Annotated in this window: 20 protein-coding genes and 5 pseudogenes; 8 read left to right on the forward strand and 17 right to left on the reverse strand. The window is 63.6% G+C overall.

Going from position 1 to position 21,137, the window contains the following annotated elements:
* Positions 1-35: 35 nt before the first annotated feature.
* From ESD82_RS11415 to plsY, 3 genes are read left to right on the forward strand one after another with little or no spacing between them, the layout of a single operon-like run.
* Positions 36-995: an aspartate carbamoyltransferase catalytic subunit gene (locus ESD82_RS11415; protein ID WP_024843958.1), complete on the forward strand. Its 960-nt coding sequence runs from the start codon at positions 36-38 to the stop codon at positions 993-995.
* Complete coding sequence (pyrC, locus tag ESD82_RS11420) at positions 992-2,263, forward strand: dihydroorotase (RefSeq protein ID WP_024843957.1); 1,272 nt, start codon at positions 992-994, stop codon at positions 2,261-2,263. Before ESD82_RS11415 ends, pyrC begins: the two co-directional genes overlap by 4 nt.
* Positions 2,260-2,844 (forward strand): glycerol-3-phosphate 1-O-acyltransferase PlsY, encoded by a 585-nt coding sequence (gene plsY, locus ESD82_RS11425; protein WP_024843956.1) that lies wholly within the window; start codon positions 2,260-2,262, stop codon positions 2,842-2,844. The genes pyrC and plsY overlap by 4 nt, the downstream gene beginning before the upstream one ends.
* A 575-nt stretch (positions 2,845-3,419) precedes the next feature.
* Here plsY and ESD82_RS11430 read toward each other — a convergent pair.
* Positions 3,420-3,692, reverse strand: a complete 273-nt coding sequence (locus ESD82_RS11430) for a hypothetical protein (RefSeq protein ID WP_024843954.1) — start codon at positions 3,690-3,692, stop codon at positions 3,420-3,422.
* An 88-nt stretch (positions 3,693-3,780) separates the two neighbouring features.
* Positions 3,781-4,179: pseudogene (locus ESD82_RS11435) on the reverse strand (IS3 family transposase); the annotation flags it as partial.
* A gap of 356 nt (positions 4,180-4,535) precedes the next feature.
* On the opposite strand from ESD82_RS11435, the gene ESD82_RS11440 reads away from it, so the two are divergent.
* Positions 4,536-4,940 (forward strand): IS66 family transposase, encoded by a 405-nt coding sequence (locus tag ESD82_RS11440; protein WP_051419408.1) that lies wholly within the window; start codon positions 4,536-4,538, stop codon positions 4,938-4,940.
* Between the two features lie 52 nt (positions 4,941-4,992).
* On the opposite strand, the pseudogene ESD82_RS11445 reads toward ESD82_RS11440, so the two are convergent.
* From ESD82_RS11445 to ESD82_RS11455, 3 genes and pseudogenes are all read right to left on the reverse strand, one after another.
* A pseudogene (locus tag ESD82_RS11445) lies at positions 4,993-5,157 on the reverse strand (IS256 family transposase); the annotation flags it as partial.
* A gap of 279 nt (positions 5,158-5,436) precedes the next feature.
* Positions 5,437-8,052 (reverse strand): tetratricopeptide repeat protein, encoded by a 2,616-nt coding sequence (locus ESD82_RS11450; RefSeq protein WP_167521759.1) that lies wholly within the window; start codon positions 8,050-8,052, stop codon positions 5,437-5,439.
* Positions 8,053-8,221: 169 nt separating this feature from the next.
* Positions 8,222-9,451: a Hint domain-containing protein gene (locus ESD82_RS11455; RefSeq protein ID WP_147428233.1), complete on the reverse strand. Its 1,230-nt coding sequence runs from the start codon at positions 9,449-9,451 to the stop codon at positions 8,222-8,224.
* 273 nt (positions 9,452-9,724) lie between these two features.
* On the opposite strand from ESD82_RS11455, the gene ESD82_RS11460 reads away from it, so the two are divergent.
* Both ESD82_RS11460 and ESD82_RS11465 read left to right on the forward strand, forming a co-directional pair.
* Positions 9,725-10,129: a hypothetical protein gene (locus ESD82_RS11460; protein WP_147277984.1), complete on the forward strand. Its 405-nt coding sequence runs from the start codon at positions 9,725-9,727 to the stop codon at positions 10,127-10,129.
* 127 nt (positions 10,130-10,256) lie between these two features.
* Positions 10,257-10,784 (forward strand): annotated as a pseudogene (locus ESD82_RS11465) (IS110 family RNA-guided transposase); the annotation flags it as partial.
* A gap of 110 nt (positions 10,785-10,894) precedes the next feature.
* Here the strand turns inward: ESD82_RS11465 and ESD82_RS11470 are convergent.
* From ESD82_RS11470 to ESD82_RS11480, 3 genes and pseudogenes are all read right to left on the reverse strand, one after another.
* Positions 10,895-11,440: pseudogene (locus tag ESD82_RS11470) on the reverse strand (IS66 family transposase); the annotation flags it as partial.
* Complete coding sequence (locus ESD82_RS22520) at positions 11,419-11,892, reverse strand: IS3 family transposase (protein WP_147428231.1); 474 nt, start codon at positions 11,890-11,892, stop codon at positions 11,419-11,421. The gene ESD82_RS22520 and the pseudogene ESD82_RS11470, both read right to left, overlap by 22 nt.
* Before the next feature lie 8 nt (positions 11,893-11,900).
* Positions 11,901-12,197, reverse strand: a complete 297-nt coding sequence (locus tag ESD82_RS11480) for a transposase (protein ID WP_024846207.1) — start codon at positions 12,195-12,197, stop codon at positions 11,901-11,903.
* Between the two features lie 79 nt (positions 12,198-12,276).
* On the opposite strand from ESD82_RS11480, the pseudogene ESD82_RS11485 reads away from it, so the two are divergent.
* Positions 12,277-12,447, forward strand: a pseudogene (locus ESD82_RS11485) (IS256 family transposase); the annotation flags it as partial.
* A 277-nt stretch (positions 12,448-12,724) separates the two neighbouring features.
* On the opposite strand, the gene ESD82_RS11490 reads toward ESD82_RS11485, so the two are convergent.
* The 6 genes from ESD82_RS11490 to ESD82_RS11515 all read right to left on the reverse strand — a co-directional run bounded on the left by ESD82_RS11490 (position 12,725) and on the right by ESD82_RS11515 (position 17,223).
* The gene (locus ESD82_RS11490) at positions 12,725-13,600 is read right to left on the reverse strand and encodes a 3-hydroxybutyryl-CoA dehydrogenase (RefSeq protein WP_024846208.1); all 876 of its coding nucleotides are present in this window, start codon (positions 13,598-13,600) and stop codon (positions 12,725-12,727) included.
* Between the two features lie 201 nt (positions 13,601-13,801).
* The gene (locus ESD82_RS11495; protein WP_147428229.1) at positions 13,802-14,728 is read right to left on the reverse strand and encodes an electron transfer flavoprotein subunit alpha/FixB family protein; all 927 of its coding nucleotides are present in this window, start codon (positions 14,726-14,728) and stop codon (positions 13,802-13,804) included.
* Positions 14,728-15,486, reverse strand: coding sequence for an electron transfer flavoprotein subunit beta/FixA family protein (locus tag ESD82_RS11500; RefSeq protein ID WP_123130202.1), 759 nt, complete (start codon positions 15,484-15,486; stop codon positions 14,728-14,730). The genes ESD82_RS11495 and ESD82_RS11500 overlap by 1 nt, the downstream gene beginning before the upstream one ends.
* A gap of 120 nt (positions 15,487-15,606) precedes the next feature.
* Positions 15,607-16,179 carry a cob(I)yrinic acid a,c-diamide adenosyltransferase gene (locus ESD82_RS11505; RefSeq protein ID WP_024843071.1) on the reverse strand — a complete coding sequence of 191 codons (573 nt, stop codon included), beginning with the start codon at positions 16,177-16,179 and terminating at the stop codon, positions 15,607-15,609.
* Positions 16,180-16,182: 3 nt separating this feature from the next.
* On the reverse strand, positions 16,183-16,380 hold the full coding sequence (locus tag ESD82_RS11510) for a twin transmembrane helix small protein (RefSeq protein WP_024843070.1): 198 nt from the start codon (positions 16,378-16,380) through the stop codon (positions 16,183-16,185).
* 24 nt (positions 16,381-16,404) lie between these two features.
* The gene (locus ESD82_RS11515) at positions 16,405-17,223 is read right to left on the reverse strand and encodes an SDR family NAD(P)-dependent oxidoreductase (RefSeq protein WP_028709887.1); all 819 of its coding nucleotides are present in this window, start codon (positions 17,221-17,223) and stop codon (positions 16,405-16,407) included.
* A gap of 100 nt (positions 17,224-17,323) precedes the next feature.
* On the opposite strand from ESD82_RS11515, the gene parC reads away from it, so the two are divergent.
* A complete protein-coding gene (gene parC, locus ESD82_RS11520; RefSeq protein ID WP_024843068.1) occupies positions 17,324-19,567 on the forward strand; it encodes a DNA topoisomerase IV subunit A in 2,244 nt (747 codons plus the stop codon).
* A 30-nt stretch (positions 19,568-19,597) separates the two neighbouring features.
* Here the strand turns inward: parC and ESD82_RS21800 are convergent, their stop codons facing one another.
* The 3 genes from ESD82_RS21800 to ESD82_RS11530 form a co-directional block, all read right to left on the reverse strand.
* Positions 19,598-19,756 (reverse strand): hypothetical protein, encoded by a 159-nt coding sequence (locus tag ESD82_RS21800; RefSeq protein ID WP_167521760.1) that lies wholly within the window; start codon positions 19,754-19,756, stop codon positions 19,598-19,600.
* 98 nt (positions 19,757-19,854) lie between these two features.
* Positions 19,855-20,436, reverse strand: a complete 582-nt coding sequence (locus ESD82_RS11525) for a cytochrome b/b6 domain-containing protein (protein ID WP_024843067.1) — start codon at positions 20,434-20,436, stop codon at positions 19,855-19,857.
* Complete coding sequence (locus ESD82_RS11530) at positions 20,436-20,891, reverse strand: c-type cytochrome (protein WP_024843066.1); 456 nt, start codon at positions 20,889-20,891, stop codon at positions 20,436-20,438. The genes ESD82_RS11525 and ESD82_RS11530 overlap by 1 nt, the downstream gene beginning before the upstream one ends.
* Positions 20,892-21,137: the final 246 nt, after the last annotated feature.

The raw sequence follows: 21,137 nt of genomic DNA on the forward strand, positions 1-21,137 counted from the left end.
ATAGAAGGCGCGACCGCGACCTTGGGGATCAAGCCATGTTCCGTGCCCGCCATCTTCTGGGGATCGAGCCGCTCGCCCCCCCCGAAATCACCACGCTTCTCGATCTGGCCGAGACCTATGTTGATCTGAACCGCCGCACGGTGAAGCATTCCGATGCCTTGGCGGGGATGACGCAGATCAACATGTTCTTCGAGGCCTCGACCCGCACGCAGTCGAGCTTTGAGCTGGCCGGCAAGCGGCTGGGCGCCGATGTGATGAACATGGCGATGCAGACCAGTTCGGTGAAGAAGGGCGAGACGCTGATCGACACCGCGCTGACGTTGAACGCCATGCATCCCGACCTGCTGGTGGTGCGCCATCCGCAGTCGGGCGCCGTGGATCTCTTGGCGCAGAAGGTGAATTGCGCGGTGTTGAACGCGGGCGACGGCCGGCACGAGCATCCGACCCAGGCGCTTCTGGACGCCTTGACCATCCGCCGCGCCAAGGGGCGGCTGCACCGGCTGACCGTGGCGATCTGCGGCGATATCGCCCATAGCCGGGTGGCGCGCTCGAACCTGATCCTGCTGGGCAAGATGGAGAACCGGCTGCGCCTGGTCGGCCCGGCGACGCTGATGCCCTCGGGCGCCCGCGACTGGGGCTGCGAGGTCTACGAGGACATGCGCGAGGGGCTGAAGGGCGCCGATGTGGTGATGATGCTGCGCCTGCAGAAGGAACGCATGGACGGCGGCTTCATCCCGTCCGAGCGGGAATATTACCACCGCTGGGGGCTGGACGCCGAGAAGCTGGCGCTGGCGGCGCCCGATGCCATCGTCATGCATCCGGGGCCGATGAATCGCGGGGTCGAGATCGACGGCACCATCGCCGACGACATCAACCGTTCGGTGATCCAGGACCAGGTGGAAATGGGGGTCGCGGTGCGCATGGCGGCGATGGACCTTCTGGCGCGCAACCTGCGCGCCGAGCGCGGCGCCAAGGCGGCGGAGATGATGGCATGATCCTGCACTTCCACAATGCCCGGCTGGTCGACCCCGAGGCGCAATCGGTCGAGGAAGGCTCGCTGACCGTCCGCGACGGCCGGATCGAAGCCATGGGTGCCGACGCCCCGCAAGGCGCCGAGCTGATCGACTGCGGCGGCAAATGCCTCGCGCCCGGGCTGATCGACTGGGGCGTCAAGATCGGCGAGCCGGGCGAGCGGCACAAGGAAAGCTTCCGCAGCGCCGGGCTGGCGGCGGCGGCGGGGGGCGTGACCACGGTGATTGCGCGGCCCGACACGATGCCGCCGATCGATGCGCCGGAATCGCTGGAATTCGCCACCCGCCGGGCGGCCGACGCGCCGGTGAACATCCGCCACATGGCGGCGCTGACCCGCGCCCGCGAAGGGCGCGAGATGGTCGAGATGGGCTTTCTGCAGGATGCCGGCGCCGTGGCCTTCACCGACGGGGTGCGGGTGGTTTCGGACACCCGGCTCCTGTCGCGCTGCATGACCTATGCCCGCGGCCTGGGCGCGCTGATCGTCGGCCATCCGCAGGAGCCGGGCCTGTCCAGGGGTGCCGCGGCGACCGGCGGCAAGTTCGCCTCGCTCTACGGCCTGCCCGCGGTCTCGCCCATGGCCGAGGTGATGGGGCTCGACCGCGACCTGGCGCTGGTGGCGATGACCGGCGCCCGCTACCATGCCGACCAGATCACCGTCGCGGCCAGCCTGCCGGCCTTGAAGCGGGCGCGCGATGCCGGGCTGGACGTGAGTGCCGGTATCTCGATCCACCACCTGACGCTCAACGAATATGACGTGGGCGGCTATCGCACCTTCTTCCGCTTCACCCCGCCGCTCCGCTCCGAGGAGGACCGGCTGGCCATGGTCGAGGCGGTGGCCGAGGGGCTGATCGACGTGATCGCCAGCTTCCACACCCCGCAGGACGAGGAAAGCAAGCGCCTGCCCTTTGCCGAGGCGGCGCCGGGCGCGGTGGGGCTGCAGACCCTGCTGCCGGCGGCGATGCGGCTTTACCACCAGGGCGGGCTGAGCCTGCCGCAGCTGTGGCGGGCGATGTCGCTCAATCCGGCGCGGCGGCTGGGTCTGCCGGGCGGGCGGCTTGCGGCGGGGGCGCCGGCCGACCTGCTGCTGTTCGACCCGGACGCGCCCTTCGTGCTGGACCGCTTCACCCTGCTGTCGAAGTCGAAGAACACTCCCTTCGACGGCGCGCGGATGGAGGGCCGGGTGCTGGGCACTTGGGTCGCCGGCCGCCGCGTCTTCGGAGCGGACGCATGAGCCTGATCCTCTGGGCCGTCATCGGCTATCTTCTGGGCTCGATCCCCTTCGGCATCGTCATCACCCGGGCGCTGGGGCTGGGCGACCTGCGCCGGATCGGCTCGGGCAATATCGGCGCGACCAATGTGCTGCGCACCGGCAACAAGCCAGCGGCGCTGGCCACGCTGCTTCTGGACAGCGGCAAGGGCGCCATCGCCGTGCTGCTGGCGCGCTGGCTCGCCGGTCCCGATGCTGCGCTGGTCGCGGGGGCGGCGGCCTTCCTGGGCCACCTGTTCCCGGTCTGGCTGGGCTTTCGCGGCGGCAAGGGTGTCGCCACCTTCCTCGGCACGCTGCTGGCGCTGGACTGGCGGCTGGGCCTCAGCGCCTGCGGGATCTGGCTGCTGACGGCGGCGGTGGGCCGGATCTCCTCGCTCTCGGCGCTGGTGGCGGCGGCGCTGACGCCTTTTCTCGCCCTCTGGCTTGACGGCCCGAGCATGGCGGCGGTAGCGGCGTTCATGGCGGTGCTGATCTTCATCCGCCACCACGCCAATATAGCGCGCATCCTTTCCGGGACCGAGCCCCGGATCGGCAGCAAGCCGTGAATTTCTTCCATGTGCAAATAGCCCCGAGGGAATGTTTGGCCGGCCCCGTTGTCATGTGTCAAAGCCTCTGATCTGCGGTGTCAAAAGGTTTGAGCCTGCTTTTCGGGGGATCAGAGGGGGGGCAACCGCTCTTGGACGATCTCGACCACGTTTCCTCGACCCTCATCGGAAAGGCCGATGTGCGTCCAGGCCGGGAGATCGCCGCAAAGCTTCGGCCGTTCGGACCTCTTGGCGGTGAACTGCGTGACGGCTGACCGGATTGCGGCCGAGCCCGATAATAACCGATCCATCATCATCATCGGACATGTGGATCGTCCGGTTCATGTTGCCACCCTGCCATAACGGGGGTGGCCCCGTGTTTCTGCTTCGGCTTCCTGTAGCGTGCCGGGGTGACAGGAGCGCGTGGTGCAAACGGGCCTTCCGACGTCATGCCTGCCTGAAAGTGATCCTGCGTCGAGTGCAGCAGGGCCTTGCCGATTTCACCCATGGCCGGCGCTGCATCAACGAGGGGCATTTCAAGCATTCTGAAGGCGCGGGGCGATCTGGGAATCGTTGAATTCGACTTCAATCATGATTCACGGCCTCTTTTTTGGCGCGGCGTTCCGGGTCGACCCGCAGCCTTGCGGGGTTCTCGGCCTTGCACGCAAAGAGGCGCGCACGAACCCGTCATCGGCCTGCGCCTTCGCGTTCCGCTCGGTCAGGGCTGCCTGCAGGGCCTCGGCCGGCACGAAGCGGGCCGGGTCGGGCCCGCCTTCCGCATAGTGCGCGTTCCGGTTGCGCTGCGCGAGGTCGCGCGCGATGCTGTCCAGTTCGGCCAGTTGCGCGACCGCGCCTGCCGCGCACGTCATGCGCCTTGAGGCTGTTCCCCTGCCGTTGGCCGATCCATTCCCGCAGTGTCGGGAACATGCCGAGCCGACCTGAACAGCCCCGAGTTTCTCAGACGCCGTCACGTTTCATCATCTGCCGCCGTTCGAACTGGGCGGGCGACAGCATCCCGTTCCGCGCATGCTTGCGCTTCGGGTTGTAGGACATCTCGATGTAATCGAACACGTCCGGCCTGGCTTCTTCGCGGGTCCGGTAGGTCTTGCGCCTGATCCGTTCCCGTTTGAGCAGGTTGAAGAAGCTCTCGGCAACGGCGTTGTCGTGACAGTTGCCACGGCGGCTCATCGAATGCTCCAGGTTGTGGGCACGCAGGAACGCAGCCCAATCCATGCTGGTGAACTGGCTTCCTTGGTCCGAGTGGATCAGCACCTTGTTCTTGGGCTTGCGCCGCCAGACGGCCATGAGCAGGGCCTACAGGACGACATCTGTCGTCTGCCTGATTTGCATCGACCAGCGTAAGCGCGGCGGCAATCGCGTCGTGCCATTTCTGGCCTGATGCCTGCATTATGCGCGCATGGTCGCAGCGGAGATGCTGGATTTGAAGAGAGACGGCAAAATGGGCGTCCATTTGGACGGCTCGACAGGCGTTGAAACTTTCGGCTTGAGGTGATCGAGGGCCCGAGCGGTGGGCGGCTGGTCCACTCGGAGGGGGTGCCGTGTCCGCTGGCGGCAGGATAGTCGAAAAGCGAGCGGAACCCCCTTTTTTACTGCGGGAAAGGCGCGTTCCGTGCTTCACTTCCTGTCATGGATGCCGCGGATCTTGCACATGAAAATGCCTGCTGAAAGCCCGCCTCGCCGAGGTCGAGGCGATGCTGGCAGCAACGCAAGAGGCCAATCGGCGGCTGCAGGATATCCTGCGCGCGGCGCGGCGCAAAAAGTTTGGCCCCCGCTCCGGAAAATTGTCGCCCGAGCAGTTCAACCTTCCTCTGGAAGATGCCGAATTTGTGCAAGGTGTGCTCGAGGAGGCCCAGGAAAAGGCCGAAGCGGCGATGCAAAGGGCACGTGGTGAGGAGCCGCGCAGGCCCAAGCGTAACCGTGGGCATCTGCCCCGGGTCGAGCGCGTCATCGAGCCTGCCGGCACGCTTTGCCCCTGTGGTTCCGGCGAGATGACGAAGATCGGCGCGGATGTGTCGGAGTGGCTGGATAATAATGCCGGCACAGTTCCGGTTGCTGGTCACGCGGCGCCCCAAATATGCCTGCCGCTGGTGCGATAGTGTCCCACGGGATGGTGTAAGAGCGCCGACCCTCGGAAAGGTCAGGGGCTGATCAGGATGCCACGGCTGGCAGCCTGATGTTGGGATTGTCGGTGACGCGGGCGAGCGTTTCAAGGCTCATGTAGCGCCGCGCAACCGCCCACTCGTCGTTGGTCTCGAGCATCAGCGCACCGACCAGCCGGACAATAGCGTCGTCGTTGGGGAGTGAGGGCATGACTGCCACCGGTCCGAAGGAATGCCCGCACGCCTGGGAGACCGGCTCGCAGGCCAAGACCGGCGCCGGCAGATGGATCGCCTTCTGCAACCACCAGAGCGGCCTCGCGCCGCCCATGGCGGACAGCCGCCCACCGCGGTCTGCGTCAACAGCAGAGCGAAACCGACCGGCAGAGCCAGAGAGCGGCTTAAATCACCCCAGAGCCCGTCCAATGATCGCGAAGTGGCTCGGAAAATCCCATTCGTAATCGCGTCCGACCAGCGAGTAATAGGCCTGATAACGCTACCTTCCAACCAGTTCCATAAACACCGGAAAATTCCGACGGGCTCCGCCACTATTCCAGTAGCTCTTTGATCTCTTGTAAGGCAGAGGAGTATGAAATTGAACGAATGTGCCAAGCTTCCAGCGAGGCTCAACGACAAGGTTCAAGTTCGTTCCGGGGCGTCGGCGGCGTATATGCTGGGCCACGGCCCGCGTCAGAAGCCCTGGTCCGGTTTTTGACCATGTGCTATCATTATGGCGCTCTTCCAGGGATTTTTTTGCTGCAACTGCTGCCCAAACAATGGCGGGGTGCCCTGGCGGTGCCGCAATGACGTTATTCCCCATGACGCCGCCGGGCTCCTGATACACCACAAGGTTTGACCCCAAGCGAGTCAGCGGATATGGATCTCCCACGAGCCAGTCGTCGCAATCTGCATAAATTCCACCTTGGATCATGAGGTAGCAAAGGCGAAAATAGTCACTTTCCTCCGCGGGTGATGCGGCGTTTCTCAATGCATCGGCCCAGTCTTTCCCCAAATGCCGTGTCAGGAACTTCAAGGCGGCCTTCTGGTCGAACAATTGATAATGTTGACAAAAGGCTTTCTGCCAAGTTTGCATGATCTCCCGCAGATATGCCGGTGGGGTGCCCTTGTTCCAATATTGCATGACGCCCTCATGCCGCACCGATCCGCTATCGGCAGGGATCACCCTTGAGCTTGTCGAAGACAACCACCTTTCGATGGTCAGTATCGCGGGGGGCGTGGTTAATGAAACATTCTTTTCGTGCTTTCTCGAAAGCAGGCAATCTGCTGCAACCAGGCCGGCCAAAGTTGAAAAGAAATGCGGGTTGCTGTTTGCGCTTTGCCCCGACTGGTTATCCTTCACCAGATCGACTGCTGCGTCCAGGCGTCCAAGACGGATCAGCGATCGCAGTCGCATCTCGAAGTGGCTTTTCAATTTTCCCGACTCTTGAAGGGTTTCCAGCAGCTCCATGGTTCGAGCAGGACAACCCATCTCATACCAACATACGGCCATGGCTATGGTCCACGCCCGACTTCTGGAAAAAGAAGGTTGGTCGACTTTCTCCAACTCCCTTCTGGCAATATCCATCTGGCCGCTCTTGGTGAGAGACACGATATGCTCCCGGAACAAGGTCAAATCCGATGGATGCTTTCGACGGGCCATCCCAAGGTAACGTGCCGCAACATGCAATCTTCCCGACTGCTGCAAAAGTCGCGAAATGCTCAACACCTCCGCTACGGATCTATCATGCGGATCTCTAGGCCGGCCATGCAGAGCGTCCTTTGCCTTTCCGGTCATTCCTCCCATTTCCATGTCGAACAGAGGGCGCTCTGAATCGCCAAGCAAGCCGGAGAGGCGTTGAACAAGGCGTTCCGCCTCACGAATACCGCCTTTCGTTACCGATTTTATTATATGAACAAGATTGAAAGCTCGCAAATCATTCCGTGAAAGAATGCCTTCGATCGCGCCGCGATAAAGATATCCCAATCCCAGGGTTTCTGCCTTTTCATATGCGTTCCATAACAGCATGACCGGCAGTGCCCTAGCGCACCGCTCTGAGGCAGATGAAAATTCCTTCAGCAGGTATTCAGCGATTTTGTCCGGCATTTCCTTTATTGGGCCGAGAGCCGCCTCGGTGATGTTTCCCGCCTGATCTGGGAGGGAATTTCGGATGCGCGATGCGAGATCCTCAGCCACCAACATCAGTTCGTCTTCTCGGCCATCCTGTATGAGATTTCTAACCTTTCCAAGCAATGCCCATTTGTGGTCAGGTTGCTTGGCAAGGATCGCATCCAGATGCTTCTGGCTGGCCTGGAAATCCCCTGTCTCTCTTAAGGCAACAGAAATTTCGTGGTGCAGAGGGATCATGTCCGGATAACGCGATACAAGGGGGGTCAAAAACTCAAGCGCCTCGCCCGCGTCTCTCAACTGGCGCAGCAAGGCGCCCTTGCGCACCAGAAGATTGGCGTTTTCCGGTAGGATATTCAAAGCATTGTCGATGGCCTCGATTGCTTCTACCTGTCGACCCACTTGCATGAGGGTTTTGGCCCTTCCGAGCAGGGCCCATTTGTGCTGAGGTTGCCTGGCCAGGATCGCGTCAATATGCTCCAAGCTGGCCTGCAGATTTCCTGTCTCTTGGAAAGCAACAGAAACTTCGCGACGGAGAGAAATATTGTCTGGAAAATGGGACAGAAGGGGAAGCAAGAAATCAAGCGCTTCTCTGGCGCCCCTAAACTGGCGCAGCATTGCACCTTTACGCACCAAGAGGTCGATGTTCTCGGGCAGGATATTCAAGGCGTTGTCGATGGCCGCGAACGCTTCCACCTGTCGACCCGCTTGCATGAGGGTTTTGACCCTTCCGAGCAAAGCCCATTTGTGGCGAGGCTGCTTGACCAGAATCGCATCAAGATGCTCAAGGCTGGCCTGGAGATTGCCTGCCTCCCGAGAGGCAATGGAAAGCTCGTAGCGCAGAGGTATCTGGTCTGGATGACGTGGTAGTAAGGGGATTAGTACCTTGAGTGATTCTTCTGGTCCTTTCTGCTGCCGCAGCAAGGCAGCTTTTTCTACATATGAACTAACCTCACGAGGTTTTATTCGAGTTTCGTTCTCGATCAAATCCAGGTCATTAAGCATTATTCTAATACACTTTTGGGATAGGCTCGGGCGCTATGATTTTTATTGCTTATGATGCTTCTGGTAAAAATGCCCGGCCTTGTGCCGTGCCTGCAACGATTATCCGTGCCGACATAGCCAAAGTCCGGGCATGGGAGTTTGGGACTGATCGTCAGGCGGCTTTCAGTTTCGCCATCAAGACGTCGAATTCCCGGTCCACCTGATCAGAGAACGAGCCGGCGCCGAGACGTTCGCAAAGATATGCGGGCAACTGCCGGCGCGCGGAAATGCGAATGCGCTTCATCTCCGAGATGATCCGCTCTGCGCCATAGAGGGCCAGATACTCGTCATGGTTGTCGAACGACTTTCGGCTGATGTAGTCGACAAACGTTTCGGTCGGCGCACCATTCGCCAAGATCTCGTCGTGGTTCTCAGTCTCGATATGATAATAGGTGAACTCGCTGGGCATCGCAGTACTGTCGACGAAGCAGATCGAACTACCATTAACCAGCGCGCCCGCATTGATCACCATATCGTCGATAATCATGCCATGGTCGGCAGTGACATACAGATCGCTATGCGGAAGCCCGTCACCTAGCGATCCGGCTTTGATGCAAACCGGAAGATGGCGGCTGTCAAGCCGGTTATTGCGAACGGTCCTGCGGCCCACCCATTTTATGGTGATCGCCTTTCCTGTATGGGCCAGGATTTCATCGCCGGCAACCAGGGTTTCCACCGGCTTTTCGCCATCCGGAGTCGCGATCAGGGTTCCATGAAGGAAGCAAGGCAGTACTTCTTCATCAGTCAGGTCCATGGTTCCAGTTTCGTCGACCTCCACGGTAATCGCGGCCGTATCCAGGGCGTCTTGGACAGCATCACCGGCCCCGCGGATAAGTGCTGCAGCGGTGCCGCCGACCAAGGGAACGTCCTCCACAGCACTGGCCAGGTTTTCCAATGCTTCGCTCACGTCCGCGCCGACCGCCGTATATTCGTTTCCGGCCAGCGTGATGGTCAGCTCGACGCCCAGATGGCTGGGATCCAGCCCGTCTTCACTGATGACATAGAAATTTCCACTCTCGTCCTGGAAGAGTTCGCCCTCGAGAGGGTTCAATGTGGCGCCGAGACTGAACAGCGCGCCCAGCCCGACCTCCACCGAAGCAGTGGAAACCGTGATATCCCCGACATATGTCCCTGAAATGAGGGTATTTTCGTCGGAGTCGACAAGCGACAGCTCGTCCCCGTTCGAAAGCGTTGTGCCCGTGGGCGATTCGACATCATAGAGGGAAAATTCATTATCAGGCTGATTGGTGATATTAAGAAGGTTCAGGTCATTGGTGTCAATGATGATAGTATCGCCTTCAATCTGGATCAGACCTTCCGGAAGCTCTGTGAAATAGGGCATGTAATTCCTCACTAAGCGAATGTTTATTTCATGCGGAGTTAACTTTCGTCCGCCATCGAACCGGCGCCAAAGTCACAAAACATTAATGAAAAATACCATAACCAGCCCACGCCATCACGATTCGATAACGGGCAATTTATTTGCAGCATGATACTGGATAGAAATCAAGGGTTTTCTAGATGGGTCATGTCTTTTTCGACCCGCCGCACTGCGCGATCTGGCAGAAGCCTGGCCGGCCACTAGAATAGTCGGCCCTCGGTCCGGCCTTGATGCATGATTCATCCTGCGGATGGCGGCGGGCGGGACATGACCGGCGGGGCGGACAAGACGCGCGGGGCGTTGTTCAGCTGTTTCGACCTCGAGGCGCGTATCCCTGCGCGGCAGCCACTTTGCAAGATCCGGTGGGTGATGAGCAAGGCCCAGGCCGGCCTGGACGCCGAGTGCGAGGCGCTCTACATCAAGTTCGGACACCCTTCGATCACGCCGGAGTGGCCGATTCGGGTCTACCTGATCCAGATACGGTTCTTGGTTTGCTCTGAGCGTCAGTTGTGGAGCAGATGCAGCATGACCTGCCGTACCGGCTGGTCGTGGATCCTGGGACCGAAGACCCAGCGTGGATTCCGACCGGCTTCTGACGACTGGCAGTCAGGGAGGGTTATTGTGGCGATCCTGGCGTAGCCGCAGCGGTCGCGACACCTATGGGTCGAACCTCGTGCTTTCGTAACCGATGGGGTGGACGCCCCCCCGACGGCATCGATGTGCCAAGGTAGCGGGTGTTGAAACACCGCTATAGAGGAGAGCGTCCATGGGAGAGGTTAGCATCATCGGGCTGGATTTGGCCAAGAACGTGTTCCAGCTGCACGGCGCGGGGGCCGATGGGTCTGTCATTTTCCGGCGTAAACTTTCGCGTGTGCAGCTTTTGCGTTTCCTGGCGGAGCAGCCGCGCTGCATAGTGGCGATGGAGGCCTGTGCGTCGGCGCATCGCTGGGGCCGAAAGGTCGGTGAGTTGGGCCACGCGGTCAGACTGATTGCGCCGGCCTATGTGAAGCCGTTCGTAAAGCGGCAGAAGAACGACGCTGCCGATGCCGAGGCCATCGCGGAGGCGGCATCGCGCCCGACCATGCGGTTCGTGGAGGTGAAGCGCGTGACGAAGCAAGTTGCGGGCCTGACGTTCAAGACGCGCGATCTGCTCGTGCGGCAGCGAACGCAGGCGATCTCGGTGCTGCGGGGTCATCTGGCGGAATACGGCCTGATTGCCCCGCAGGGACCGGCGCATTTGGCACGCCTGAAGCATGCGCTCGAGCAGTCTGGTTCCGAACTGCCCGAAGCTGTCCTTGCCAATCTGTCAAAATACCACGTTGCGGACCGCCAAAGCCGCCATTCGGACGCGACTGCTTATTTCGGTGGAATAATTGACAAGTGTAAGCGGCACCGCACCTGCTTTCAGCTTGACGGCTTGAAGTTCCAGGGCAGCAGATCGTCGATCCTCGCTTGCGGGTGACTGGCGGCCACGGCTTCCAAGGTTGTCTTGAGGTAGGCGAAGGGCTCGACGCCGTTGACCTTAGCGGTAGCGATTAGGGATGCGATGCGAGCCCATGATCGACCGCCCTCGTCATGGCCGGCGAAGAGTGCGTTCTTGCGGGTCAGGGCGATCGGGCGGATCAGGTTCTCGATGCTGTTGGAGTCGATCTCGACCCGGCCATCGCGCAGGAAGGTCTGCAGCCCGTCCCAGTGACGATGGATATAGGCCAGTTTCTCCCCGAGGCGGGACTTTATCGATATGCGCCGGCACTGCAGCTGCAGCCAGTCGCCAAAGGCGGCGACCAGCGGCGCACTGTGCGCCTGGCGAGCCGACAGTCGTTGGCCGTGGCCCATGCTACGGGTCTCAGCCTCGATCCGGTAAAGCTCGGCGATCCGGCGCAGGCCCTCGGCCGCGATCTCGGAGCCGTCGCGCTCGAAGATCTCCTTCAACTTGCGCCTTGCATGTTCGAGATGCGCCAGGCCAGAACCTTGCGGGTGAACCAGTCCATGATGGCCACCAGATACAGGAAGCCGCGCCGCATCGGCAGGTAGGTGATATCGGCGCACCAGACCTGGCCGGGACGATCCACCCGCAGCCCGCCCAGCAGATAGGGCCAGGTCTTGCGACCCTTCCTCGGCTTGCTGGTGTTGGGCTTCTGGTAGATCGGCATCAGGCGCATGAGCCGCATCAGCCGCCGGATGCGCTTCTGGTTCACGCCATGGCCTTCATTCTGCAGATGCCAGGTCATCTGCCGGACGCCGTAGAAGGGCGTATCGAGGAACTGCTGGTCGATCAGCCGCATCAGCCCGAGGTTCCGCTCCGTCTCTCCGGCCGGTTCATGATAGAACGACGAGCGCGAGATCGACAGCAGGCGGCACTGCGCCACGATCGACAGCGCGGGATGGTCCCGCTCAATCATCCCACGCCTCACTTGCCGGTCCACGGCTTGAGCTTTCGTGACAAAAAATCGTTGGCGACGGCCAGCTCCCCGATCTTGGCGTGCAGCGACCGGACCGTCTCCTCATCCACTTCCGCAACGGGCTTTCTGCCGCCGCGCTCGAAGATATCCGCAGCCCCGTCGAGCAGCGCCTTCTTCCACTGGTGGATCATCGTCGGATGCACGCCGTATTCGGCGGCCAGCTCAGACACAGTGCGCTCGCCCTTCACGGCCTCAAGCGCCACGCGCGCCTTGAAGCCCGCGTCATGGTTCCTGCGCTTCCGCATTCCTAATCTCCTTGTCCGTGGAGACCAGCAAACGTCAGATCGTAGCTTCCGTCACTGTCCGATTTCAGGGGAGTAGCTCATGATCCGGAAATCCATCAAGACACGCGGCTCGTTTCCGACGGATGAGGCTGCGGCCAAGCTGATCCATCTCGCGATCCGCAATTTCGAGAAAGATGGCCGCAACGTTCGGGAATGGTTTGCGGCCCGCAATCAGTTCGCCAAAATGTGCAACGGGCGCTTCGCCGCCTGAGTGTCTGAAACCCCATGGAACGGGACAGATACACAGAGTTCAGGACACTCCCGACCCCATTGCAATGATCCGTAGCGCCGCAACCTTTGATTTTTATTGACCGTATTGTTCCGGTTTCCCCGCGCAACCCCTCTCATTGTGCAAAAAGCATCAAGGCTTCTGGCGCTCTCCATTGTAATGTATTGAGTCCACGTAGAAAAATAGCCACGCGGTCCCAAATCCTTTGTCCCCCATCATGCGTCCAGGGGGCGGTCAAACATGGAGGCAGAGCCCTCTTCTACCGCGTCGGTACCGGCTCCTCGCCGGAATAGTCGTAGAAGCCGCGCCCGGTCTTGCGGCCCAGCCAGCCCGCCTCGACATATTTCACCAAGAGCGGGCAGGGGCGGTATTTCGTATCCGCCAGCCCCTCGTGCAGCACGTTCATGATCGCAAGGCAGGTGTCCAGGCCGATGAAATCCGCCAGTTCCAGCGGCCCCATCGGATGGTTGGCGCCCAGCTTCATCGACTGGTCGATGGACTTGACCGAGCCGACACCCTCGTAAAGCGTATAGACCGCTTCGTTGATCATCGGCATCAGGATGCGGTTGACGATGAAGGCCGGGAAATCCTCGGCGCTGGCCGAGGTCTTGCCGATCTTCTCGACCACCTCGACCAGGGCCTTGTAGGTCTCCTCGTTGGTGGCGATGCCGCGGATCAACTCGACCAGCTGCATGACCGGAACCGGGTTCATGAAATGGAAGCCCATGAAGCGCTCGGGACGGTCGGTGCGGCTGGCCAGCCGGGTAATCGAGATCGACGAGGTGTTCGAGGTCAGGATGGTCTCGGGCTTCAGATGCGGCAGGAGATCCTCGAAGATTGCCTGCTTGACGGTTTCGCGCTCGGTCGCGGCCTCGATGATCAGGTCGGTCCTGCCCAGGTCCGCCAGGGTCATCGTGGTGGCGATGCGCTTCATCGCCGCATCCTTGTCCTCGGGGGTGATCTTGCCGCGGCTGACCTGGCGGTCCAGGTTGTGGTCGATCTGCGCCAGCGCCCTGTCCAGCGCCTCGCGCGAGATGTCGGTCATCAGCACGTCATAACCCGCCAGCGCAAAGACATGCGCGATGCCGTTGCCCATCTGCCCGGCGCCGATCACGCCCACCGATTGAATCGCCATGAACCTCATCCTTTCGTCGGTCAGGCGGGACGATAGGCGCAAGCGGGCCGGACGTTCAATGCAAAAACCGCCCGGCGGCCGGTCGGGCGGTTTTCGGGATATGTTCCGGGCGGTGAGGGGCTCTGCCCCCCGCGGCCCCGTGGCCCCTCGATGGGGCCGCGGGGTCGCTTCCCCGGGGTATTTGCGAAACGGTGAAAGCGCTCAGAGCTTGCCGGTCAGTTCCGGGACCACGGAGAACAGGTCGCCGACCAGGCCGTAATCGGCGATCTGGAAGATCGGCGCCTCCTCGTCCTTGTTGATCGCCACGATCACCTTGCTGTCCTTCATCCCCGCCAGGTGCTGGATCGCGCCCGAGATGCCCACCGCGACATAGAGCTCGGGGGCGACCACCTTGCCGGTCTGGCCGACCTGCCAGTCGTTCGGGGCATAGCCGCTGTCCACCGCCGCGCGCGAGGCGCCCACCGCGGCGCCGAGCTTGTCGGCCAGCTCTTCGATGATCGCGAAGCTCTCCTTCGAGCCGAGGCCGCGGCCGCCCGAGACCACGCGTTTCGCCGAGGTCAGCTCGGGGCGGTCGCTCTCGGCCACCTCGTCGGCGACCCAGCTCGACAGGCCCGGATCGGCGGCAGCGGCGGTCTCGGTGACCGGGGCGTTGCCGCCGATCCCCGCCGCGTCGAAGCTCGCCGTGCGGATGGTGAAGACCTTCTTCGCGTCCTTCGAGCGCACCACCTGGATGGCGTTGCCGGCATAGATCGGCCGCTCGAAGGTCTCGGCGTCGATCACGGCCGAGACATCCGACAGCACCATCACGTCCAAGAGCGCCGCAACCCGCGGCATGACGTTCTTGGCGTCCGTGGTCGCCGGCGCGGCGATGTGGTCGTAATCGCCGGCCAGGCCCAGGATCAGCGCCGCGGTCGGCTCGGCCAGGCGGTGGCCGTAAAGCGGGGCTTCCGCGACCAGCACCCTGGCGACCCCGGCGATCGTCGCCGCCTCCTCGGCGGCCGCTTTGGCCGAGGCGCCGGCGCAGAGCACCGTCACATCGCCAAGCGCCTTGACCGCCTGCACCGCCTTGGCGGTCGCATCGCGGTTCAGCACCCCGTTCGTCACTTCCCCAAGCAGCAGAACAGCCATCAGATCACCCCCGCTTCTTTCAGCTTGCCCAGCAGCTCGTCCACCGAGCCGACCTTGATGCCGGCCTTGCGGCCCTCGGGCTCGCGCACCGAGACCACCTCGAGACGCGGCGCGACGTCGACGCCGTAATCACCGGCGGTCTTTTCTTCCAAGGGCTTCTTCTTGGCCTTCATGATGTTCGGCAGGCTCGCATAGCGCGGCTCGTTCAGCCGCAGGTCGGCGGTGACCACCGCCGGCAGCGCCACCGCGATGGTCTGGAGGCCGCCGTCGACCTCGCGCGTCACCTTGGCCTTGGCCCCTTCGATCTCGACCTTGCTGGCGAAGGTCGCCTGCGCCCAGCCCAGGATCGCCGCCAGCATCTGGCCGGTGGCGTTCATGTCGTTGTCGATGGCCTGCTTGCCGGCGATGACCAGCTCGGTGCCCTCGGCTTCGGCGACCTTGGCCAGGATCTTCGCCACCGCCAGCGGCTCGATGTCCTGCTGCACGTCGTCCGCGGCCACCACCAGGATCGCCCGGTCGGCGCCCATGGCCAGCGCGGTGCGCAGCGTCTCGGCCGCCTGCTTGACGCCGATGCTGACCGCGATCACCTCCTCGGCCTTGCCGGCTTCCTTCAGACGGATCGCCTCCTCCACCGCGATCTCGTCGAACGGGTTCATCGACATCTTCACATTCGCCAGATCGACACCCGTGCCATCCGCGCGAACCCGCGCCTTCACGTTGTAGTCGATCACCCGCTTCACTGGCACGAGGATCTTCATCGGCCTCTCCCCTTTGGTTGCGTCACCTGTTCGGAGGGTTTGTTAGCGGGCCGTCGGCGGCAATGACAGGGAAAAAACGACCGTAACGCGTCGTAACATTTCCATTCCGCCATGTTGTCGCTAACGGCTGGCTCCTGGCACCCACAGGATATCCTGCGCGCCGTTTTCATTGGCGACGCGCCCCGCCACGAACAGCCAGTCCGACAGGCGGTTGAGATATTTCACCGCGGCGGGATTCGCATCCTCGGTCGCTGCCAGCGCCACGGCGGCGCGCTCGGCCCGCCGCGCCACGGTGCGCGACAGGTGCAGATGCGCCGCGAGCGCCGAGCCGCCCGGCAGGATGAAGCTGCGCAGGGCCGAAAGCCCGGCATTCATCGCGTCGATCTCGGATTCCAGCCGCTCGACCTGGGCGTCGATGATGCGCAGCACCGGATAGGGCGCCTCAGCATCCTCGTCCATGCGCGGGCGCGACAGGTCGGCGCCGAGGTCGAAAAGGTCGTTCTGGATCACCGCGATGCGCGCCGCGATCTCGCCCGTGGCATGCAGGCGGGCAAGGCCCAGCGTGGCGTTGAGCTCGTCCACCGTGCCGTAAGCCTCGACCCGCTGGGAGTGCTTGGGCACGCGCTCGCCATTGGACAGCGCGGTTTCGCCCTTGTCGCCGGTGCGGGTGTAGATCTTGTTCAGCACGACCATCGGCTAGCTCCTGACCCAGAGATAAAGCAGGAAGACCGCGATGGCGATGGCCTGGGCGATGATGCGCCAGCGCATCATGCGGTTGCCGTGCTTGCGGTTGAATTCGCCGCCGCGCGCGAAGCCGCCGATGCCGGTGGCCAGGATCACCACCACCGCAAGGCAGCAGATCGCGAGCAGGTAGAACAGCGGTTTGTCATGCATGGGCGGGCCCTTTCGGCGCGAAGCCTAGCTGCGGCGCGCGAACCAGTCCAGAGCGCGCGTGGAAAGAAGCCGTCGCCCGATGCCCGAGACATGGGTCGGCGTGGTGACGTAATAGCGCGGGCGGGGCCTCGGGCTTTCCAGCGCCTGGGCGATGCGGGCGCTGACCGCCGCGGGCGGCAGTTCGAAGCGGTCCTTCTTCGCGGCCGGTTCGTAGAGGCGCTTCAGCAGCGTGCGGCGGTATTGCTCGGCGCGCGGGCTCGACTGCCAGTCGATCCAGCGTTCGAAATGCGGGATCGAGTTCAGCCGGATCTTCGTGCCGATGGGACCGGGCTCGATCAGGATGACCTTGACCCCGGTATCGGCCATCTCGACGCGCAGCACGTCGGTCAGCCCCTCCAGCGCGAATTTCGTCGCCACATAGGCGCCGCGCCAGGGGATGCCGACCAGGCCCAGGACCGAGCTGATGTTGACCACCCGCCCGCCATGCGCGCGGAAATGCGGCAGCAGCCGGCGCGTCAGGTCATGGGTGCCGAACAGGTTCGCCTCGAAGATCGCGCGGAGCGCGCCGCGCGGCAGGTCCTCGGCGGCGCCGGGGATGGCGAAGGCGGCGTTGTTGACCAGCGCGTCGATGCGCCCCAGCGCCAGCGCGGCTTCGGCGCAGCGGGCCACGCTGTCCTCGCAGCCCAGTTCCAGCGGCAGGGTGTCGAAGCCCTCGGCGCGGCGGGCCTCGATATCCTCGGGCTTGCGGCAGGTGGCGATGACGCGCCAGCCGCGCCCGCGCATGTGGCGCGCCGCGTCCAGCCCGATGCCCGAGGAACAGCCGGTGATCAGAACGGTCTTCATGCGCGCCTCCTTGCCGGCGGTTTTGCGCCAAGGCCGGGCCTTGCGCAAGCCGCGCATTTCCGGCTGGACCGGGGCGACGCGCGGGCCTATTCAATCGGCCATGTCCGACGATCCGAACCTTCCAGATCCGACCCCGCCCGATCCCAGCGCGGATCAGACCACGTCCGAGCCGCTGTCGCGCGCCATCGGCGAGCGCTACCTGACCTATGCGCTGTCGACGATCATGAACCGGGCGCTGCCCGATGCCCGCGACGGGCTGAAGCCGGTGCATCGCCGCATCCTGTTCGCCATGCGCGAACTCAGGCTTTCGCCCAGCGGCGCGTTCCGCAAATCGGCCAAGATCAGCGGCGACGTGATGGGCAATTATCACCCGCATGGCGATGCCGCGATCTATGACGCGATGGCGCGCTTGGCCCAGCCCTTTGCCATGCGCTATCCGCTGGTGGACGGGCAGGGCAATTTCGGCAATATCGACGGCGACAACCCTGCCGCCAGCCGCTATACCGAGGCCCGCCTGACCGCTGCTGCCGAGGCGCTGATGGAGGGGCTGGCCGAGGACGCGGTCGATTTCCGCCCCAACTACGACGGCACGCTGGAAGAGCCCATCGTGCTGCCCGCCGCCTTTCCGAACCTGCTGTGCAACGGCGCCTCGGGCATCGCGGTGGGCATGGCGACCAACGTGCCGCCGCACAACCTGCACGAGGTGATCGACGCCTGCCTGCATCTGATCAAGGCGCCGGATGCCCGCGACGACACGCTGGTCAGCATCATCCCCGGCCCGGATTTCCCGACCGGCGGCGTGCTGGTCGAATCGCGCGAAACCATCGCCGAGGCCTACCGGACCGGCCGCGGCAGCCTGCGGCTGCGGGCGCGCTGGTCGGTCGAGGATCTGGGCCGCGGCCAGTGGCAGGTGGTCGTCACCGAGATCCCCTATCAGGTGCAGAAATCCAAGCTGATCGAGCGGCTGGCCGAGGTGATCCAGCTGAAGAAGGTGCCGATCCTGGCCGATGTCCGCGACGAATCGGCCGAGGACATCCGCATCGTGCTGGAGCCGCGCACCCGCGCCGTGGACCCCGAACAGCTGATGGCGGCGCTGTTCCGGGTCAGCGACCTGGAGGTGCGATTCGGGTTGAACATGAACGTGCTGATCGACGGCCGCGTGCCCAAGGTCTGCTCGCTGAAAGAGGTGCTGCGCGCCTTCCTCGACCACCGGCGCGAGGTGCTGGTGCGGCGCTCGAATCACCGGCTGGACAAGATCGCGGCGCGGTTGGAGGTGCTCGAAGGCTACATGATCGCCTTCCTGAACCTCGACCGGGTGATCGAGATCATCCGGCACGAGGACGATCCGAAGGCGGTGATGATCGCCGAATTCAGGCTGTCCGAGGTGCAGGTCGAGGCGATCCTGAACATGCGCCTGCGCGCGCTGCGCCGGCTTGAGGAAATGGAGCTGCGCGCCGAGCACGAGAACCTGACCCGCGAGCGCGAGGGCCTGGCGGCCATGCTGGCCGACGAGGGCGCGCAATGGGCCAGGATCGCCGAGGAGCTGCGCGAAACGCGGGCCAAGTTCGGCAAGTCCGCCCCCGGCGGCCAGCGCCGAACCGAGATCGGCGAGGCTGGCGAGGTGGCCGAGATCGACATGGATGCGATGATCGAGCGCGAGCCGATCACCGTCATCCTGTCGAAGATGGGCTGGATCCGCGCCATGAAGGGCCATCAGCCGCTGGACGCCGAGGTCAAGTTCAAGGATGGGGACGGTCCCTTCATGGCGATCCATGCCGAGACCACCGACAAGCTGATGGTCTTTGCCGCCAATGGCCGCTTCTACACCCTGCCGGCGAACAGCCTGCCCGGCGGGCGCGGCATGGGCGAGCCCTTGCGGCTGATGATCGACCTGCCCAACGATGCCGCGGTGATCGATCTCTTTCCCTGGCGCGAGGGCGAGCGTTACCTGGTCGCCTCGAAGGCCGGGGACGGGTTCATCGTCGCCGCGACCGACATCCTGGCGCAGACCCGCGCCGGCAAGCAGGTGCTGAACGGCGCGGCGGCGCTGTGCCGGCGCGTGACCGGCGACCACGTGGCGGTGGTCGGCCAGAACCGCAAGCTCTTGGTCTTCCCGCTGTCGGAACTGCCGGAAATGGCGCGCGGCAAGGGCGTGCGGCTGCAGAAATACAAGGATGGCGGCCTGTCCGATGCGATCTGCATCACCCTGGCCGAGGGGCTGCGCTGGCAGGAAACCGGCGGCCGGACGCGCAGCGAACCCGACCTTGCCGCTTGGCTCGGCAAGCGGGCGGGCGCAGGCTACATGGCGCCGCGCGGCTTTCCGCGCGACAACAGGTTCAACTGAGAAAGGGCGGGTCTGGTCCCGCCCTTTTCGCTAGCTGTTCACGCTCGGCGCGGGGGCCGGGCTTTCGGTCGGCGTGGTCGCCGCCGTTTGGTCGCTGGAGACCTTCTTGTGGCCGGGGCAGTCTGCAAGCGCGGGAATGGCGACCATCGAGAAAGCCAGCGCGAGGGCGACGGTCTTGCTGATCATCATCGGCTCCTTCGTGCGGTTCAGGCATGCCGGACAGGCCAGGGCACGGGCCCGGCATGCCCCAGCCTGACATGCGCGGGCGATTCGATCAATTCCGCCGCCTATTCCTCACGAACCTGTTTGCGGCCGGTAATCATCGGCCGCACCAGATCCTCGCGTTTCCAGTAGCGATAGAACAGGATCACCGCGACATGCAGCAGCACCAGGACCAGAACCAGATTGGCGCCCAGGTTGTGCCAGCCCACCGCCTTGGAGCGCGTCGTGCCGCTGACATAGGAGGCCAGCGGGCCGACATTGATATAGTCGTCGGGATCCGAGATCAGCCCGCTGCTGACCTGCGCCGCCAGCACCGCCAGCATGGCGAGCACCGACAGCGCGCCCAGCGGGTTGTGGCCGGGCCAATAGCTGGGCTCGCGCAGCAGCAGGCCGCGCATATAGCCGGCGATGGCCCCCGGTCCCCGGATGAAATGCGAGAACCGCGCCGGGGCCGGACCGACGAAGCCCCAGACCAGGCGAAAGACCAGCAGGCCCGCCACGACATAGCCGCACCAGAAATGCAGCGTCATCTTGGCCGGGCCGAACTGGCCCAGGCACCAGGCCGCGATGACGAAAAAGGCCAGCAGCCAATGGAACCCGCGCAGCAGCGGATCCCATAGCCGGACCTCGCGCACCGGGCCTTTCATCAGCTCTTTTCGCGGTAATTGTCGTGACAGGCCTTGCAGGCGCCGCCCAGTTTCTGCACCACGGCACCGACCTCTCCGGCGCCGCCCTTGACCGCATCCGAGGCGCCGGTCGCCGCCTCGCCCAGCCCGGCGAATTTCGTGCGGAAATCCTCGGGATTGGACCAGATGTCGGGCTTGGCCGCGCTGTCCTGGGCCTCGGCCGAACTGCTGCCCTCGACGAACAGGCTGGGCAGGTCGTATTGTGTCAGCGCCTCGATATTGGCGGCGGCGCGGCTGGCCGCGGCCTCGTCATAGGCTAGCTCGCCCTTGGCCATGCCCGAAAGCGTGCCCATGTTGATGGCCAGCATCTGATAGAAGCCGTGCCGGGCCTCGATGGCTTGCGTGACCGGATCGTCCTGGGCCAGGCTGGCCAGCGGAACCGCAGCAAGGGCGGCGGCAGTGAGAATCAGGCGCATGTCGTCGTTCCTTTCTTGTGGCATAGGGCTGCAATCGGGTTCGCGCCGCGTCAGAGTTGCACAGCCTGCTGCGCCTGCCAACGCATGCGCCGATGCCATTTTCGTGAAAACCCATGGCCGGGCGGGGTTTACCGTTCGCCGAACCGTGGTTTTTTCACCGCCGGCCCGCCGCGATGGTCAGGATTTGGGCAAAGCCGCTCCTATCCCGGTTGCGCAGTGCTGCGGGGCTTGCGCCCGGCCGCGCCG

It is taken from the genome of Paracoccus pantotrophus (assembly GCF_008824185.1).
GTDB lineage: Bacteria > Pseudomonadota > Alphaproteobacteria > Rhodobacterales > Rhodobacteraceae > Paracoccus > Paracoccus pantotrophus.